The 17805-nt window shown below is 45.4% G+C and carries 16 protein-coding genes; 6 read left to right on the plus strand and 10 right to left on the minus strand.

What is annotated here, in order from left to right:
- Nucleotides 1–9: 9 nt before the first annotated feature.
- The 6 genes from KHN78_RS08720 to aspA form a co-directional block, all read right to left on the minus strand.
- Entirely contained in the window at nucleotides 10–276 is a 267-nt protein-coding gene (locus tag KHN78_RS08720) for a DUF4212 domain-containing protein (RefSeq protein WP_128809925.1), read from the minus strand.
- Nucleotides 277–480: 204 nt separating this feature from the next.
- Nucleotides 481–1104 carry a MarC family protein gene (locus KHN78_RS08725; protein WP_211915796.1) on the minus strand — a complete coding sequence of 208 codons (624 nt, stop codon included), beginning with the start codon at nucleotides 1102–1104 and terminating at the stop codon, nucleotides 481–483.
- 220 nt (nucleotides 1105–1324) lie between these two features.
- Nucleotides 1325–1960, minus strand: a complete 636-nt coding sequence (locus KHN78_RS08730) for a response regulator (RefSeq protein WP_211915797.1) — start codon at nucleotides 1958–1960, stop codon at nucleotides 1325–1327.
- A 193-nt stretch (nucleotides 1961–2153) separates the two neighbouring features.
- Nucleotides 2154–3989 (minus strand): protein-disulfide reductase DsbD, encoded by a 1836-nt coding sequence (locus KHN78_RS08735; protein WP_211915798.1) that lies wholly within the window; start codon nucleotides 3987–3989, stop codon nucleotides 2154–2156.
- Nucleotides 3990–4151: 162 nt separating this feature from the next.
- Nucleotides 4152–5459 (minus strand): anaerobic C4-dicarboxylate transporter, encoded by a 1308-nt coding sequence (locus KHN78_RS08740; RefSeq protein WP_128809929.1) that lies wholly within the window; start codon nucleotides 5457–5459, stop codon nucleotides 4152–4154.
- Nucleotides 5460–5636: 177 nt separating this feature from the next.
- A complete protein-coding gene (gene aspA, locus KHN78_RS08745) occupies nucleotides 5637–7088 on the minus strand; it encodes an aspartate ammonia-lyase (protein WP_128809930.1) in 1452 nt (483 codons plus the stop codon).
- A gap of 457 nt (nucleotides 7089–7545) precedes the next feature.
- Between aspA and KHN78_RS08750 the strand changes: the two genes are divergently transcribed.
- Nucleotides 7546–8064, plus strand: coding sequence for an FxsA family protein (locus KHN78_RS08750; RefSeq protein WP_211915799.1), 519 nt, complete (start codon nucleotides 7546–7548; stop codon nucleotides 8062–8064).
- Between the two features lie 71 nt (nucleotides 8065–8135).
- On the opposite strand, the gene trmL is transcribed toward KHN78_RS08750, so the two are convergent.
- The 3 genes from trmL to KHN78_RS08765 form a co-directional block, all read right to left on the minus strand.
- Complete coding sequence (gene trmL, locus KHN78_RS08755; RefSeq protein WP_128809932.1) at nucleotides 8136–8615, minus strand: tRNA (uridine(34)/cytosine(34)/5-carboxymethylaminomethyluridine(34)-2'-O)-methyltransferase TrmL; 480 nt, start codon at nucleotides 8613–8615, stop codon at nucleotides 8136–8138.
- Nucleotides 8616–8769: 154 nt separating this feature from the next.
- Nucleotides 8770–10173, minus strand: a complete 1404-nt coding sequence (gene cpxA, locus KHN78_RS08760; protein ID WP_211915800.1) for an envelope stress sensor histidine kinase CpxA — start codon at nucleotides 10171–10173, stop codon at nucleotides 8770–8772.
- A complete protein-coding gene (locus KHN78_RS08765; RefSeq protein ID WP_211915801.1) occupies nucleotides 10173–10862 on the minus strand; it encodes a response regulator in 690 nt (229 codons plus the stop codon). Before KHN78_RS08765 ends, cpxA begins: the two co-directional genes overlap by 1 nt.
- A 190-nt stretch (nucleotides 10863–11052) precedes the next feature.
- Between KHN78_RS08765 and KHN78_RS08770 the strand changes: the two genes are divergently transcribed.
- From KHN78_RS08770 to pfkA, 3 genes are all read left to right on the plus strand, one after another.
- The gene (locus tag KHN78_RS08770) at nucleotides 11053–11565 is read left to right on the plus strand and encodes a CpxP family protein (protein WP_211915802.1); all 513 of its coding nucleotides are present in this window, start codon (nucleotides 11053–11055) and stop codon (nucleotides 11563–11565) included.
- A gap of 121 nt (nucleotides 11566–11686) precedes the next feature.
- Entirely contained in the window at nucleotides 11687–12595 is a 909-nt protein-coding gene (gene fieF / locus KHN78_RS08775) for a CDF family cation-efflux transporter FieF (protein WP_211915803.1), read from the plus strand.
- 285 nt (nucleotides 12596–12880) lie between these two features.
- On the plus strand, nucleotides 12881–13843 hold the full coding sequence (pfkA, locus tag KHN78_RS08780) for a 6-phosphofructokinase (RefSeq protein WP_128809937.1): 963 nt from the start codon (nucleotides 12881–12883) through the stop codon (nucleotides 13841–13843).
- Nucleotides 13844–13933: 90 nt separating this feature from the next.
- On the opposite strand, the gene KHN78_RS08785 is transcribed toward pfkA, so the two are convergent.
- The gene (locus KHN78_RS08785; protein ID WP_211915804.1) at nucleotides 13934–15316 is read right to left on the minus strand and encodes an MATE family efflux transporter; all 1383 of its coding nucleotides are present in this window, start codon (nucleotides 15314–15316) and stop codon (nucleotides 13934–13936) included.
- 228 nt (nucleotides 15317–15544) lie between these two features.
- Here KHN78_RS08785 and KHN78_RS08790 point away from each other — a divergent pair, with 228 nt between their 5' ends.
- Together KHN78_RS08790 and groL are read left to right on the plus strand one after the other, a co-directional pair.
- Nucleotides 15545–15835 carry a co-chaperone GroES gene (locus KHN78_RS08790; protein WP_211915805.1) on the plus strand — a complete coding sequence of 97 codons (291 nt, stop codon included), beginning with the start codon at nucleotides 15545–15547 and terminating at the stop codon, nucleotides 15833–15835.
- Between the two features lie 73 nt (nucleotides 15836–15908).
- A complete protein-coding gene (gene groL, locus KHN78_RS08795; protein ID WP_211915806.1) occupies nucleotides 15909–17552 on the plus strand; it encodes a chaperonin GroEL in 1644 nt (547 codons plus the stop codon).
- The last annotated feature ends 253 nt before the right edge of the window (nucleotides 17553–17805 follow it).

Below are 17805 nucleotides of genomic sequence, written 5' to 3' on the forward strand. Positions count from 1 at the left end.
AGTTACTCCTTACTCATCATCTACGCCGAATTCACGGTCAAGTTGGCGCATTCTCCACGCGTAGTAGAAAATAATGCCTAGGAAAGTGTAGATGGAGCCTTGCTGAGCAAACCAGAAGCCTAGTTTGTATCCACCTAGTTGAAATTGATTCAGTACGTCGACAAATAAAATGCCGCAGCCAAAAGATACGACGAACCAGATCACCATCAGGCGTACCATGATCTTCACGTTCTTATCCCAATAGGCTTTGGCTCTTTCTTCGCTTTCAAATGCCATTGCCGTCTCCTTACGATCGGTATTGTTGTTAAAAAAATGTTTCACCATGTACCTTAGCAAGGTGTTGGCAAGAACTCTTTTCAACTTTAGTCGGGGCAATGAAAAGTAAAAACGCCCTTGTTTAGGGCGTTTAGGTGAAATTAGAGATAAAAACGTGATGTTAATTTGATGTTAAATTAGCCAAAGGTCTAAGAGTTTTACTTATCATAGGTAAAAGTCTCTGATCCCAAGTAGTAAATTGTTGAGTGCCACCGCTGAGAGGATTAAGCCCATCACACGGCTGATGATCGCGGCTCCAACATTGCCGATTACTTTTTGGATGGTATTTGCGCCTAGTAGCAAGAGCAACGTGATAAATAGCACCACCACCATGACACCGGCAGTCATGGCTTGATCGACTAAAGAGTTACGGTTGTTGTCGGTTAACATCACTATCGCCATCATTGCTCCCGGAGAGGCTATCGAGGGGATCGCTAATGGGTAGACCGCGAGATCGGCAAGGGCGGATTTATCCAACTCTTTCTGCATTTTCTGTTCTTGTTCTGGTTTTGCTTCGCCAAAGATCATGGTGAGTGCAAATAAGAGCAGTACTAATCCACCAGCGGCTTGAAATGCAGGAAGTGGGATTTGCATAGCTTCAAGTAAAAGTTGACCCGCAACTAGAAAGAAAAGTAATACGCCGGTTGAAATCGCAATGGCCTTTAGTGCAACGAGTCGACGCTGTTTGGCACTAAGGTGTTGGGTTTGGGACAGATACACAGGCACAGAACCGACAGGATCGATGACTGCCCATAAGACGACGAATTGAGTGATGAGAATACTTAGCAAAGTATGGCCTCCCAGAGTTAGAGGTTTAACAGAGGGACGAAAAGGCTGCGTAGTGCAGTCCACACCAATGCTCGTAAATAGTGGGTCATTCTAGCTTGTGAAAACGTTCGATAACGACGCTGTTCGTGCGCGTCTCATGAGCACTGACCTACGATGGTTGGTGTATTATTTTAACGTCTGCTGTTCTTTTTAAGTCATATAAGTGTGAATAATTAATAGGTTATTGCTCAGGCTCTATCTGCTGAAGCAAGATGACGGCTTGAGTTCTATTTTTCACCCCAAGTTTGCGGAAAATGGCGGTCATATGCGCTTTGATCGTTGCTTCTGAGACATTTAGCTCATAAGCAATTTGCTTGTTGAGTAGCCCATCTGAAAGCATACCCAAGACTTTGTATTGCTGTGGTGTTAATGCGGCTATTTTTTCGGCTAAATCATTGCAAGCGGCATTATTAGTGATGAGTCCATCTGGGAAGAATGGGTCACCGTTAAGGACTTGATTAAGCGCGCTTACCAGCTCGCGCATGTCGCTTGATTTAGGAATAAAACCGAATGCTCCATGGCTTTTGACTTGAGTGACGACAGCAGGCTCTTCGCTCGCAGAGACAACCACAATAGGTAAGTCTGGGTATTCTGCACGTAAGTGAATTAAGCCGGACATGCCATTTGCCCCCGGCATTTTTAGATCCAATAATACGAGGTCGGGTTCTTCTTCTTTTTTCAGTAAAGCGAGCAGTGCGTCTAAAGAGTCAGCTTCGAGAAGATTAGCACCACTCACTGCCATGTGTACCGATTGGAACAAGGCATTGCGGAAAAGAGGGTGATCATCAGCGATGATTATGGTGTAGGTCGAATCCATGACGTTAAACACTTTTGACTATTTAGTTAAAGGAATTATTGTCGATCTTTGAGAAGTTGGACAATAAGTATCCGCTAAAAGTCTGAACCAAATCGACTTTTATTAGCAATTTTGCATATAAACGCATTTTTCTTGAAAATCAGAACAATAAAAAACGCCAGTGTTTAATCACTGGCGTTTGAATGATTCATGATCAGAATCGGTTGATGTGCTCTAAGAAAGGCTCGGCTTGCATGAAACCAGTTAAACGAGCATTTGAAATGTGTTCACCGCTTGCATCCCAAAATTCGATGGTCGGTAAACCGAGTACATTCATATGTTTAAGCAATTCGATATCTTTAACTTGGTTCTTCGTCACGTCCGCTTGCAGAAGCACGAAGCCTCGCAGCTTGGCTTCGACACTCGGATCATGGAAAGTGTACTTTTCGAACTCTTTGCATGCCACGCACCAATCCGCGTAGAAGTCGAGCATCACAGGCTTACCGGCTTGTTTTGCCAAAGCTAATTGCTCTTTAAGTTCTGCTACGTTGGTCACTTGAATAAAGTCCACAGTTGTCTGTTGAGCTTGCACGGTAGTGCTATTTCCAAACCAATAGTTCAGTACGGGTTGTGCTGAAGCAAATAAACCCAATACAGCAACAATACCTATGGCACTTTGTTTCCAGCCACCAAACGGTAAGTTGTTTTTAAGGTGATATAGCCAACCGAAAGCGGCGATTCCTAAAGCCGACCATAGAGCGGTGGCCCATGCTTCTGGCAAGATGCGCTCTAGTAAGAAAATAGGCGCCGCAAGCAGAATAAAACCAAACAACGTTTTAACGCGGTCCATCCAACCACCAGCTTTTGGTAGTAGTTTGTTGCCGAATACTGCAACCAGAATCAGGGGGATTCCCATACCCATCGCGAGTGCGTACAGGGCAATCCCCCCAGTGAGTAAATCTCCACTTTGTGCCACATAAAGCAAAGCGCCAGAAAGTGGTGCAGTAGTACATGGTGAGCAAACTAATCCAGAGATGGCGCCCATAGCGAACACGCCAGCGCTGTTGCCACCTTGTTGTTTGTTACTTAAGTTGTTGAGCCAAGTTTGGACGCTGCTTGGTAGTTGGAGGGTATAAACGCCAAACATAGAAAGCGCAAGCACAACGAACAATACGCTTAAACCAATTAATACGTAAGGATGTTGCATTGCAGCTTGGAATTGCATGCCCGCTGATGCCACCACAAGACCAAGTAAGGTGTAAGTCAGCGCCATGCCTTGTACATAAACAAATGATAAGCCCAGCGCACGACGTTGGCTTAGTTTGCCACTGCCAAGCACGATGCTGGTTAAAATTGGGTACATCGGTAACACACAAGGTGTGAATGCCAAACCTATGCCTAATGCTAAAAATAAGAATGGTGTCCACCAGTTGTCGGCAAGATTTTCAGCAAGGCTGTCTTGTTGCGTGACTGGTATTGATGCTCTGCTTGTTGAGCGAGAGGATTCTGCTTCTGGTGGCGCAACCGTAAGTTTTGCTTCTGCTGCTGATGCGCCCGGTGTCATCGTAGGATCAGAGTTTGACGACGTAAATACACTGATAGGAATCATGTGGGTTTCTGGTGGGTAACAGAAGCCTGCTTTGGCACAGCCTTGGTACTGCACCACTACACGCGCACCATCTTGCCAATCATGCATTGGTACGTTGACGAAGATAGGTTGAGTGTAGATATGCACATCACCAAAGAATTCATCTTTATGTGGTGTTCCGTCTTCCATCTGCAGTTCGCCTAGCGACACTTTCTCGCCAGTTACCGATAAGCGTTCTTGATACAGGTAGTAACCATCACGTACCTGCCAATCCAGCATCAGTTTGCCGTCTTGCTGGTAGTAGTTGAATGGGAAAGCCTGATCGACAGGCACAAAACTGTCATTGCTACTGCCAAAAGTATTGTTTGTCGTATTCCCTAACTGATCGTTCCCAAACAAAGCCATTGATGGCGCAGAAAAGGTAATAAACCCCAGGAGTAAGACGGAGAGTAATGCACGCATAAAAAGGTTCAATTCATCTTAGATAATTGTCGTTAGTGTAACTCAATCAGACCTTGAATTGAGCCAATTAGTTTCATGACATTGCAGATTTGTTGTGCATGATTCGATGTTATGAACAATAAAAAAGGGAGCCTAAGCTCCCCGAGTAAGACTCTGTTTCTACTAGATCAGTAGGCCACCAAATGCGAAGCCAAGAGCTACCGCAGAAGCGATGGTTACCACACCAGGTACAAAGAATGGGTGGTTGAATACGTACTTACCGATACGAGTTGAACCCGTGTCGTCCATCTCAACCGCGGCAAGTAGCGTTGGGTAAGTTGGTAGTACGAACAATGCACTTACTGCAGCGAAAGACGCAACGGCGGTAAGTGGTGCCACGCCGATAGCTAGTGCTGCTGGCATAAGCGCAACAGTGGTAGCACCTTGAGAGTAAAGCAGCATTGATGCGAAGAATAGAACAAGTGCTAGCATCCATGGGTAGTCAGCAAGCAGTGCACCAGCGACTTCTTTGATGCCATCAACGTGCGCGTTCACGAATGTAGAACCTAGCCATGCCACACCAAGAACACACACACACGCTGTCATACCAGAGCGGAATGTCGCCGCTGATGGGATTTTGCCAGCATCGATTTTGCAGCTCATTACGATTGCTGCTGCGGCTGCTAGCATTACCGTCATGATGGCTTCGTTACGACCCAGAGCAGGGTTCTCGATAAGGCCGACAGAACCAGAAATTGCTGCTGCGTAACATACTACGAATGCGATTGCGCCTAGGAAGATGAATGTTGCTTTCTTCGCGGTTGGCAGGATTTCGCGTTTAGATTCTGTGCTTAGCTTGATCAGACCGTTCTCTAAACGATGTTGATATTCAGGATCGTCTTTAAGTTCGCTGCCCATGAAGTTAGCAACGAATGCACCGATCATACACGCGATGAACGTGGTTGGGATACAAACAGCAAGAAGCGTTAGGTAGTCAACGCCGAATGGGTGCAGCATTGCTGCGAATGCCACAACTGCCGCTGAGATTGGCGATGCAGTGATTGCGATTTGTGATGCGACAACTGCAATAGACAGAGGACGAGACGGACGAACACCTTGGCCTTTTGCTACTTCTGCGATGACTGGCAGAGTAGAGAATGCCGTATGGCCCGTACCCGCTAGCAGTGTCATTAGGAATGTTACGATAGGTGCGTAAAAAGTGATGCGCTCTGGATGTTTACGCAAAAAGTCTTCCGCAACCTGTACCATCCAATCCAAACCACCGGCTACTTGCATTGCTGCGATAGCGGTAATTACAGACATGATGATCAAAATTACATCGACGGGGATGTAAGACTGGCTTGTCGGAACGCCTAGGATTAAAGACAACGCAATGACCCCGGCACCACCGGCAAAACCAATGCCGATACCACCGATTCTTGCCCCCAAATAAATGAAGAGCAGAACCACGAAGAGTTCGACCATTACCATATTGATACCTCTTTTTAGTTTTTTATTGATCCTGATTTTGTGAACACTTGAGCTGAGAATAAGCGTTTAGAAAATCAGAATCGCCGTGGCCCACGGTAATAAAAGCTTAGAAAAAGTGTGGTTAACCGTATGAAAGCCTAAAAAAGGGCCCCGTATGGGACCCCTTATTTAATGATATTACTCGTAGCGTTTCGCTTTATAAGTCGGATGCATGAAGTTTTCAACCGATAAGATGTCATCTAGCTCTTCTGCAGTTAATAAACCGCGCTCTAGAACAACATCACGGACGCTCTTACCTGTTTCAGCACAGATCTTACCAACAATGTCGCCCTCATGGTGGCCGATGTATGGGTTAAGGTAAGTCACGATACCGATAGAGTTGTAAACGTAGTTCTCACAGATTTCTTTGTTTACAGTGATGCCATCAATACATTTATCACGTAAGTTCACACACGCATTGTGTAGAAGAGAAATTGACTCAAATACACTTTGTGCGATGACAGGTTCCATTACGTTTAGCTGTAGCTGACCACCTTCTGCTGCGAAAGAAACCGTATTGTCGTTACCTAGAACTTTGAAGCAAACTTGGTTTACTACTTCAGGGATAACTGGGTTTACTTTAGCTGGCATGATAGAAGAGCCTGCTTGCATCTCTGGTAGGTTCAGTTCGTTTAGACCTGCACGTGGACCAGAAGAAAGAAGACGAAGGTCGTTACAGATCTTCGATAGTTTCACCGCTAGGCGTTTTAGTGCGCCATGCGTCATTACGTAAGCACCACAGTCAGAAGTCGCTTCGATCAAATCTTCTGCAGGAACCACTTCTAGGCCTGTTACTTCTGCTAGGTGTTTCACTGCGAGCGCTTGGTAACCTTTTGGTGCATTTAGACCGGTACCGATTGCCGTGGCACCTAGGTTAATCTCTAGCAATAGCTTAGATGTGTAATCTAATGCACGAATTTCTTCGTTTAATGTTACTGCCCATGCATGGAACTCTTGGCCCACTGTCATAGGAACGGCATCTTGAAGCTGAGTACGGCCCATTTTCAAGATGTCTTTGAATTCTTGTGCTTTAAGCTCGAATGCTCCTTTTAGGTACTCGATCGCTTCCATCAATTGATGAACACTGTTGTAAACCGCGATACGGAAACCAGTAGGGTAAGCACAGTTGGTTGACTGGCTCTTGTTCACGTGATCGTTCGGGTTGATGAACTGGTACTGGCCTTTTTCTTTGCCCATGAGTTCAAGTGCAACGTTCGCGATAACTTCATTGGTGTTCATGTTTACCGAAGTACCAGCGCCACCTTGGAATACATCTGATGGGAACTGATCCATGCACTTACCTGTTTCAAGGATCAAATCACACGCTTCAAGGATGTAGTTTGCAACGTCTTTTGGAATCGCACCTAGTTCTTTGTTTGCTAATGCAGCGGCTTTCTTCGTCATCACCATGCCGCGTACAAATTCAGGGACGTCAGAAATAGTACTGCTTGAGATATTGAAGTTCTCAATCGCACGAAGAGTATGGATACCGTAGTATGCATCTGCAGGAACGTGACGTTCACCTAATAGGTCTTCTTCAATACGAGTGGCTTGGTTTGCTGTTTTTGGAGCATCAGATAGGGTAGCCATAACAGGATCCTTAGATGATAATTCTGATAATAAAGTTATTTATTAGCCATTTCTGCATTCAAGAATCCGTTCATCAGAATTTTTGGCTGGAAAATCCGTCCTGACTTATGTGAAACATGATACTGCACTTGGCGCATAAAAATAGTAACTAGATCACCTTTTTCGCTTTTGATGCGTCAATATTTTGCAAAGTATGAATGAGATATGAATAACGCTTTGTGGGTAGGCACTTTTTATCTACATGGATGCATTTTTAGAGTGCAAAAATGGAAGATTACCCTCCTTGAACTCTTATCAGCGTTCATCATTTCATGCCGATGGATGAGGGAGATCGAACGATATCAATATGCCTCTTCTTGGTGGGGTGCGATGTTTAGTATGAACACGCTTTTTTACAACGATTCGTTTGAGCTTAGTGGGCGTTTGCCATTAAACTTATTGAAACAAAGGAGGGCGTGTGTTTCCTATCTTATTATTGGCGTTTATCTTCGTCCCGATCATCGAAATCGGCCTATTTATCCAGGTGGGAGGTTTCTTAGGGCTGTGGCCTACGATTGCTTTGGTTTTGATTACGGCATTTGTTGGCGCATCTTTGGTTCGTAGCCAAGGTATTCAGACTCTAATGTCGGTACAAAACCGTCTAGAGCAAGGTGAGCTTCCTGCTCAGCAAATCTTTGAAGGTGTCATGCTTGCAGTGGCTGGTGTGTTGCTATTAACGCCAGGCTTTATGACAGATGCGCTAGGTATGATTGTATTACTGCCAGCTCCGAGAGCTTTGATTGCTAAGTACCTCATGAGCAAGATGGTCGTAAAAACGGTTCATGGGGGTGGTTTCCAAGGTGGTTTTTCAAACCAAGGGCCATTTGAACAAGGTCCGTTTCGTCGTGACCCATATGATTCTCAATCGGACAATGGCAACACGTTTGAAGGGGAGTATGAGCGCAAAGACGACAATGATCGTAATAAGCTCAACTAATATCCTTTCGGAAAATTAAAATATAAAAGGGCGCATTGTGCGCCCTTTTTAGTGTCTGTTATTCGGTGTGCTTACAGCGCGCCGTCAAAGCCCATTTGACGCCATGCCTCAAAGGCGATGATGGCGACGGCATTGGATAGGTTTAAGCTGCGAGCATCAGGCATCATCGGAATACGAATACGCTGTTCCATCGGTAAGCTTTCAATGATCTCTGCAGGTAGACCACGAGTTTCCGGACCGAACATCAACACATCGCCTGCTTGATACGTCGGATCCACATGGTGACCTGTCGTCTTGGTCGTGCAAGCGAATAGGCGGTAGTTGCCTTGCTTCTCTTTTTCTAGATATTCGATGAACGCTTGATAGTTCTTATGACGAGTGACGCGTGCCAAGTCGTGGTAATCCAAGCCTGCACGGCGGACTTTTTTCTCCTCAAGATCAAAACCTAGTGGCTCGATTAAGTGGAGATTCGCACCACAGTTAGCACACAGGCGAATGATGTTGCCGGTGTTCGGCGCAATTTCTGGTTCGTATAGAGCGATATCAAACATGGTATTGGAATAGATTGGTCAAAAGAGGTGAGCAGTATATACCCAATAGTAAGGGGATGGGTATAGATGAGGAAGTCGAGTTCTACCGCCCCCCCTCTATCTTGGAGGAGACGGTAATATCACACCACAAAAGTGGATGCTGCTCTCGGTGGGGTTAGTGACTGATTTTGATCAGAGGCAGAACAATTTGAACTTGTAACCCTCCAAGTGGGCTGCGACTAGCAATAATGGAACCGCTGTGTTGGCGAATCGCACTTTCGGTTATTGTTAGGCCAAGCCCTGTACCTCCAGAGTGACGATCTCGTGCCGTCGATACACGGTAGAATGGACGAAATATTGCGTCGAGCTCTTCTTCTGGCACTCCCTCTCCATTGTCATCAACCGTAATGCTCAGTGCGTCGGCATTGTCTTGAATATCGATCTTCACCTCGTCTTTACCGTAGTAAATGGCGTTACGAATGATGTTCTCTACTGCACTCATCAACAATTTAGGGTTTCCCGAGATGCTGCGATCAGGTAACGCAGAGTAGCTGAGCGTTTTACCCATTTGCTCCGCTTCAAATTGCGCATCTTTGATGATTTCTTCCCATAAGCTAGCAATAGGTTGAGTCTCACGCGTCATGTGACTGTTCACTTGCATGCGCGACAGCTCAAGCAATTCAGCAATCATCTGCTCCAAACGCTGAGCTTCTGTATCAATACGAGTTAACTCTGGGCTTTCACCTTGCTTACGTGTGGCCAGTGCATTTGCCATGCGCAATCGAGTTAATGGTGAGCGCAACTCATGCGAAATATCTGAGAGCAAGCGTTGCTGACCAGAAATCATTTGATTCACGGCTTCGACCATTTGGTTGAAGCTGGTTCCTGCTTGACGAAACTCGGAGGTACCTTTTTCTAGGTTTGGGTCGATAACAAACTCCCCTTTAGCAACGCGTTGTGCTGCGGTTTCTAGTCGGCGAGCTGGTTGACTCAGTGCCCATGCTAACCACAATAATAGCGGTGTACTCACCAGCATGACCGCGAGTAGCAATTGTAATGGGTGGTCAAACAGACGCAGTAGGATTGGTGGTGGCTCGTTCCACTTTACACCGACATACATCAGCAGATCTGAGTTGGCGATATTGATCGGCATTGGACCGGCAATCATATAACGACCGTAAAGCTTTTGTTTTGGCTGTTTTAGGTCATCAATACTGGTAACGAAGTTTTGTAACGCGCGTAGTTGAAAGTCTTTACGGTTTGACGTCGTTAATACATTACCTTCAAGGTCCGAAAAGAAGACACGAGGCCTAGGGTCGTGCTTACTACGTTTGTGCCCCTCAATACTAAATAAGATCTTGCCGAGATTGTCTTGTTTACGAAACTTTTTCTCTATGCCATCACGTATTTCAATCATCCGTTGATAATGGTCGGTAGGAATATCACGAGCTTTACGTGGGTCAAGGTGTGGCAGTGATAATACCGCCATCAAAACCAAAAACATGGTGAACCAAAAGATGGCAAAGATGCGCCCATACAAGCTGTTTATCTTCGGAAGTTTGAAGCGTGATCGTCGCATTAGTCTTCCTCAATCAACATATAACCACGCCCACGTAGGGTTTTAATGCGTGGCTTACCGTTATTTTGATCTGGCAGCTTTTTGCGTAAGTTGGATACATGCATGTCGATCGCTCGGTCAAATGCGGCTAAACGCTTGCCAAGTACGTCTAAGCTTAAGGCTTCTTTAGTGAGCACCTGCCCAGGGTTTTGCACAAAGTGTGTCAGCAATGCGAACTCGGTAGTTGTAAGATCGAGTAATGCTTGTTCGCAATAGGCTTCTTGCTTACCTGGGAACAGTTTGATTTCATGGTACTCAATGCAATCGCTGTTTTTCGTGCTCTTTTGGTTATTGCTGGTGCGGCGTAATATCGCTCGAATACGTGCAAGTAATTCACGGTCGCTGAACGGCTTTGGTAAGTAGTCATCAGCGCCAAGTTCTAGGCCGATCACTCGATCTATCTCTTCACCTTTCGCCGTTAGCATAAGTACAGGCGTTTCCCAGTTTTCACGTAAGCGTTTTAGGGTTTCCATTCCATTGAGCTTCGGCATCATCACATCAAGTAAGATAAGATCGATCTCGCTGTTGATGGCTTCTAATCCTGCTTCGCCATCGTTGGCTTCACTGACATTAAATCCCTCAAAAGTTAGCACTTCCTTAAGCAGGCTAGTAAGCTCGATATCGTCATCAATTAAAAGAATGTTCGCCATTTGAGTACCTATCAATTACTTCTTCAGTCTTAATATTACATGGTATTAGCTGTTAAGAATGAGCGTAAAAATGACTCTTTACGATTCTTTACGCTCTCTATACGTTGCTTTACCGACAAGCTCGTATTCTACACTCAAGCGCTGTGAGAACAGCTCAGAAGAGTCACTAAACTGTGTAAGGAATCAAATTATGAAATCTGCAAAAAAACTTGTGCTAGCTGCGGTTGTTCTACCTCTAACTCTTGGTGCGGCGAGTGCGTTCGCATTTGGTGGTAAAGACCATCACAAAGGTCCTAATGGTGAGTGTGGTATGGGAATGGATCGCGGCATCATGCGCCAACTTGACCTGACTGATGCACAAAAAGACCAACTAAAAGACATGCGTGAAGCGAACAAAGCAGAGATGAAAGCAAAATTTGCTGATGGTAAAGAAGCACGCATGGCTGAGCGTCAAGCGCACCATGATAAAGTTCAAGCGCTTCTATTGGCAGACAACTTCGATGAAGCAGCAGCAAGCGACCTAGCAAAAGAGATGGTAGAAAAACAAACAGATCGTCGCGTTAAAATGCTAGAGAAAAAACACCAAATGTTGAGCGTGCTAACGCCAGAGCAAAAAGCAAAATTTGTTGAGCTGCAAAAAGAGCGTCAACAAAAGTGTGGTGAGAAAATGCAAAAACGCATGCAAAAGCATCACAATAGCTAATTGCGAATTAGGTAACATAGAAAAGGCAACCGTGAGTTGCCTTTTTTGATTGAGTGATTTCATACTCATTACACGGCCGACAAGGTATACTTGATAAATGGTTTGAGTTAACTCTTTGATTATGAAACACGAATACGCACGCTTGGTCACGACAGCAGCTTGGACGGCAACCATTGTCGCGACGCTTCTTCTCATAGTAAAAGTCATCACGTGGTGGGTGACGGGGTCAGTAAGCTTATTAGCCTCTCTTATCGATTCAATGTTGGATATTGCCGCTTCCGTGGTGAATCTCATCGTGGTGCGTTATGCACTACAGCCTGCAGACAAAGAACACACTTTTGGTCACGGTAAAGCGGAATCGTTAGCCGCGTTGGCACAGGCGATGTTTATCTCTGGCTCTGCTGTTTTCCTAATCCTGAATGGTATTGAGCGATTTTTCCGTCCGCACGAACTGAATTCGCCTGAACTCGGGGTTTATGTTTCTCTCTTTGCCATCGTTGTCACTTTGGGATTAGTGATGTTCCAAAAACATGTGGTACGCAAGACCGGAAGTCAGGCGATTGCGGCGGACTCCCTGCATTATCAAACTGACTTATACATGAACGGTGCGATTATGGTGGCTCTGGGGCTGAGTTACTTTGGGGTGACACAAGCCGATGCTGTGTTTGCAGTTGGGATTGGCGTTTTTATTTTATATAGTGCATTCAAAATGGTCAGCGAAGCGATTCAGACCTTGTTGGATAGAAAACTGCCAGATGAAGAGCTGGAGCAGATTCGCAAAGAGTGCCTAAGAGTGGATGGAGTACTGGGTGTGCATCAGCTGCGTACTCGAATGTCTGGGCCGACGCGTTTTATTCAGTTGCACTTAGAATTGGATGATAACTTGCGTTTGATTGATGCCCACCAGATAGCCGATAAGGTGGAAGACAATGTGCTTTCTTTGTTCCCGGATGCAGATGTCTTAATTCATCAAGACCCACTATCGGTCGTTTTTGGCCCAGAGAGAGAGCAAAAGGCACAAGATTGGTAGAGGTCTAAAAATTACACGAAAGCTAGCGACAAATAAGCGTTGGTTGACTATCTTTCCATCACTACTTATTAAGAATCGTGATCCTGATGTGAATCAACGAAGTTGCTATAAGGAACTGTAATACTCTTACATAAGTAGAAAAGTTACATAAAAAAGTGTGTTTTCATTGGTATTCCTGTAGAGGAAATGTAACATAACGCACAGTTCTGGATTATGCAGGTTGCTTGGTAACAAGGGGCCTAGAAGAAAATTAAATAAATTGATTGCCAAAGATCGAGGGTGAGCATGATTAAGAAGATCGGTGTTTTAACAAGTGGCGGTGATGCACCTGGTATGAACGCTGCAATACGCGGCGTAGTTCGTACAGCACTATCTGAGGGATTGGAAGTTTACGGTGTTTATGATGGCTACCTAGGTCTTTATGAAGGTCGTATCGAACAGCTAGATCGTTCTAGTGTTTCTGATGTGATCAACAAAGGTGGTACATTCCTAGGCTCTGCACGTTTCCCTGAATTCAAGGAAGTAGCGGTACGCGAAAAAGCAATTGAGAACCTGAAAAAACACGGCATCGATGCACTTGTTGTTATCGGTGGTGATGGTTCTTACATGGGTGCTAAAAAACTGACTGAAATGGGTTACCCATGTATCGGTCTACCAGGCACAATCGACAACGATATCGCAGGTACAGATTACACCATCGGTTACCTAACCGCGCTAAACACAGTTATCGATGCAATCGACCGTCTACGCGACACGTCTTCTTCTCACCAACGTATTTCTATTGTAGAAATCATGGGTCGTCACTGTGGTGACTTAACTCTGATGTCTGCAATTGCAGGTGGTTGTGAGTACATCATCACTCCAGAAACTGGTCTAGATAAAGAGAAGCTAATTAGCAATATCCAAGATGGCATCTCTAAAGGTAAGAAACACGCAATCATCGCACTAACTGAGCTGATGATGGATGCAAACGAACTTGCGAAAGAAATTGAAGCGGGAACGGGTCGCGAAACTCGCGCAACGGTTCTTGGTCACATTCAACGTGGTGGTCGTCCAACAGCATTTGACCGTGTTCTAGCATCTCGCATGGGTAACTACGCGGTTCACCTACTAATGGAAGGTCATGGTGGCCGTTGTGTTGGTATCGTGAAAGAGCAACTTGTTCACCACGACATTATCGATGCAATCGAGAACATGAAGCGTCCAGTACGTAATGATCTATACCAAGTTGCTGAAGAGCTATTCTAAGCCAGCTCGCTAAAGTGAAAGTCTAAAAAAACCGCGGTTATCCGCGGTTTTTTATTATCTGTACTTTTAAGTAATGAAGTGATTGGGTAATTAAGCTAATGGTTGGTGTTCTGCCAAGGTTACTCTTCGCTCACGCAGTGCAAACCAATAACCCAGTATCCCCCCCATTGTATTGCCTAGAGCAATGCCAATAAACAAACCTTCGATGCTATAAAGCTGACTGCCAATCCATGCCGCTGGCAACGTAAAGACAAACAAGCGCATAAAGCTCCACTGGAAGGCGCGCAGCGGTTTGTGCATAGCGTTATAGCCACTCACCAGCATCATCACAATACCTTGGAAACCATAGCTAAATGGCACAACGAGCAAATAATGCCACAGTAGATCTTTTACCGCTGCTTCTTGTGAGAACAGCGCCGCAAGGGGAATGCTGAGTGGTACCATCATCAAGAAGATAAAGCCTTGGAATACGACAGCAAAACGCATGCTTAGGAACCAACCAGTAAAGGCTCGCTTAGGGTTTTTAGCCCCAAAGTTTTGCGCCATAAATGGCGTAAGAGCAGAGGTTAGAGACATCAAGACCAGAATCAAAATTGACTCAATACGTTGTGCTGCACCATAAGCGGCCACGGCAGCGGTTCCATGGTTTGATAGCATCATCATTAGTATTGCCCCCGATAATGGGGTCATTGCATTAGAAAGTGCTGCAGGCGTGCCAATTTTCAACGTTTGTTGCCAATCTTGTTTTATGAACTGCCATTGAGGTGGAGCTAGCAGCTTTTCGCGTCTTATCAATACATAGAAAGAGCCAAACAACGCGCCAAGCCAACTGAATGCGCTGGCGATTGCTGCCCCTTGAATGCCTAGCTCAGGAAAAGGGCCATAACCAAAGATAAGCAATGGATCGAGTATGCCGTTGATAAGCCCAGCTAGCATCATGATTTTGGCCGGAGTTTTGGTATCGCCTGTGGCTCGAATTGCACTGTTACCTGCCATAGGAATGACGAGTAGAGGAATGGTCAGATACCAAACTTGCATGTACTGCTCAATCAGTGGGATGGAATCTTCTTTGGCACCTAATAAGCGGAATAGGGGTTCAATAGTAAAAAAGCCAAGTGACGAGGCGATAGTCACTAAAGTGATAGCAAGCAATAAGCCGTGAGTGGTAAAGCGCGCGGCTTGTGGGGCGTGGCCTTGTCCAAGCAGTCGACCGATATTGGTCGAAAGGCCCATACCAATCCCCATGGTGATGCAATTCACCGCGAATGTCACTGGAAAGGTATAACTGATCGCAGCAAGCGCCTGAGTGCCTAGCAGTGAAATGAAAAAGGTATCCACCAAGTTGAACATCAAAATGGCGATCATGCCCATCGTCATAGGAATGGTCATTTTTCGCAAGGTGTCAGGAATGGGCGCGGTCAACAAACCATGCTTATCTTCAGCCTGATTGTCTGGCTTGTGTTTTTCCAGCATTTTCGACGTCTATCTGGTGAGGGAGTGGCAAGGATACAAGAAAGCCACAGGACGAGCGAGTGGGCATTTTGCACGCAAACCGTTGCTTAACTGTTCGTTCTTTTAACTAAGTCACAAAAAACTCTCCGTTTACCCTTGGGATCCTTGGTCTTGCCCCTTATATAGTGATCACGTGCCCCTCGCGGGCAATTATCAAATAAACATGAAAATTTTCAGGAGAGACGACCGATGAACATTCGTCCATTACATGACCGAGTTATCGTTGAACGTAAAGAAGTTGAATCTAAGTCAGCTGGTGGCATTGTTTTAACTGGCTCTGCTGCGGAAAAATCGACTCGCGGTGTTGTTTTAGCTGTAGGCAAAGGCCGCATCCTAGAAAACGGTACTGTGCTACCGCTAGATGTTAAGGTTGGTGATACAGTGATCTTCGCTGAAGGTTACGGTACTAAGACTGAGAAAATCGACGGTAAAGAAGTGCTGATCATGTCTGAAAACGACATCATGGCGATCGTTCAGTAATAGCAATCGTTGAGTAATTTTTTGCTCTGATTTAAAACAAAATTGAAAACAGAATTTAGAAAGGAAATCAAAGATGGCTGCTAAAGACGTTAAATTTGGTAATGACGCACGAGTTAAAATGCTAGAGGGTGTAAACATTCTAGCGGACGCAGTAAAAGTAACACTGGGCCCTAAAGGCCGTAACGTTGTTCTAGACCGCTCTTTTGGTGCTCCAACGATCACTAAAGATGGTGTATCAGTTGCACGTGAAATTGAACTGGAAGACAAATTCCAGAACATGGGTGCACAAATGGTTAAAGAAGTAGCGTCTAAAGCTAACGACGCTGCGGGTGACGGCACAACAACAGCAACAGTACTGGCTCAATCTATCGTAAATGAAGGCCTTAAAGCGGTTGCTGCGGGTATGAACCCAATGGATCTTAAGCGCGGTATCGACAAAGCGGTTATCGCCGCGGTTGAGCAACTAAAAGAACTATCTGTTGAGTGTAACGATACTAAAGCCATCGCACAGGTTGGTACTATCTCTGCAAACTCTGATGTAAGCGTTGGTAACATCATTGCTGAAGCAATGGAAAAAGTAGGCCGTGACGGTGTTATCACGGTTGAAGAAGGTCAAGCGCTACAAGATGAGCTAGACGTAGTTGAAGGTATGCAGTTTGACCGCGGTTACCTATCGCCTTACTTCATCAACAACCAAGAAGCCGGTTCTGTTGATTTAGAAAACCCATTCATTCTTCTAGTAGACAAGAAAATCTCGAACATCCGTGAGCTTCTTCCTGCACTAGAAGCAGTAGCGAAAGCATCTCGCCCACTACTGATCATTGCTGAAGATGTTGAAGGTGAAGCACTAGCTACACTGGTTGTGAATAACATGCGTGGCATCGTGAAAGTAGCAGCAGTAAAAGCACCTGGTTTCGGTGACCGTCGTAAAGCAATGCTACAAGACATCGCTATCCTAACTGGCGGTATCGTGATTTCTGAAGAAGTAGGTCTAGAGCTAGAAAAAGTCGCTCTAGAAGATCTAGGTCAAGCGAAGCGCGTAGCGATCACCAAAGAAAACACCACTATCATCGATGGTATGGGTGAAGAAACGATGATCCAAGGTCGTGTTACTCAAATCCGTCAACAGATTGAAGATGCAACGTCAGACTACGACAAAGAGAAACTACAAGAGCGCGTTGCTAAGCTAGCAGGTGGTGTTGCAGTGATCAAAGTTGGCGCAGCAACTGAAGTTGAAATGAAAGAGAAGAAAGACCGCGTAGAAGATGCGCTACACGCGACTCGCGCAGCGGTTGAAGAAGGTGTTGTTGCTGGTGGTGGTGTTGCACTAATCCGTGCGGCATCTAAGATTGTTGACCTACAAGGCGACAACGAAGAGCAAAACGTTGGTATCCGCGTTGCACTACGTGCAATGGAAGCACCAATCCGTCAAATTACGAAGAATGCTGGTGACGAAGAGTCAGTAGTAGCGAACAACGTGAAAGCGGGTGAGGGTTCATACGGCTACAACGCAGCAACAGGCGAATACGGCGACATGCTAGAGATGGGCATCCTAGACCCAACTAAAGTAACTCGTAGCGCACTACAATTTGCAGCATCAGTAGCAGGTCTAATGATCACGACTGAAGCGATGGTGACTGACCTACCACAAAAAGATGGCGGCATGCCTGACATGGGTGGTATGGGCGGTATGGGTGGTATGGGCGGCATGATGTAATTTGCTGCTTGTCTTGTCGCTTTAACCCCTTATAGCGGCATCGAAAGTGCTCATTTACATGCGTAAACTCCGCGCTTTCTCTTTGCTCTAAGGCGTTATAGCTTAAAGACAACCGACCAAACCAAACTATTAAGCCGAGGTGAATGCCTCGGTTTTTTTATGTTTGTTGTTTAGGCATTTTTTTGTCGGAGTTTGCTATCTCACGATGGTTAGGGATAAAAGAATTTTTACTGATTTGTAAGGAGGGAATGGC

Source organism: Vibrio sp. B1REV9, from assembly GCF_905175395.2.
Classification (GTDB): Bacteria; Pseudomonadota; Gammaproteobacteria; order Enterobacterales; family Vibrionaceae; genus Vibrio; species Vibrio alfacsensis.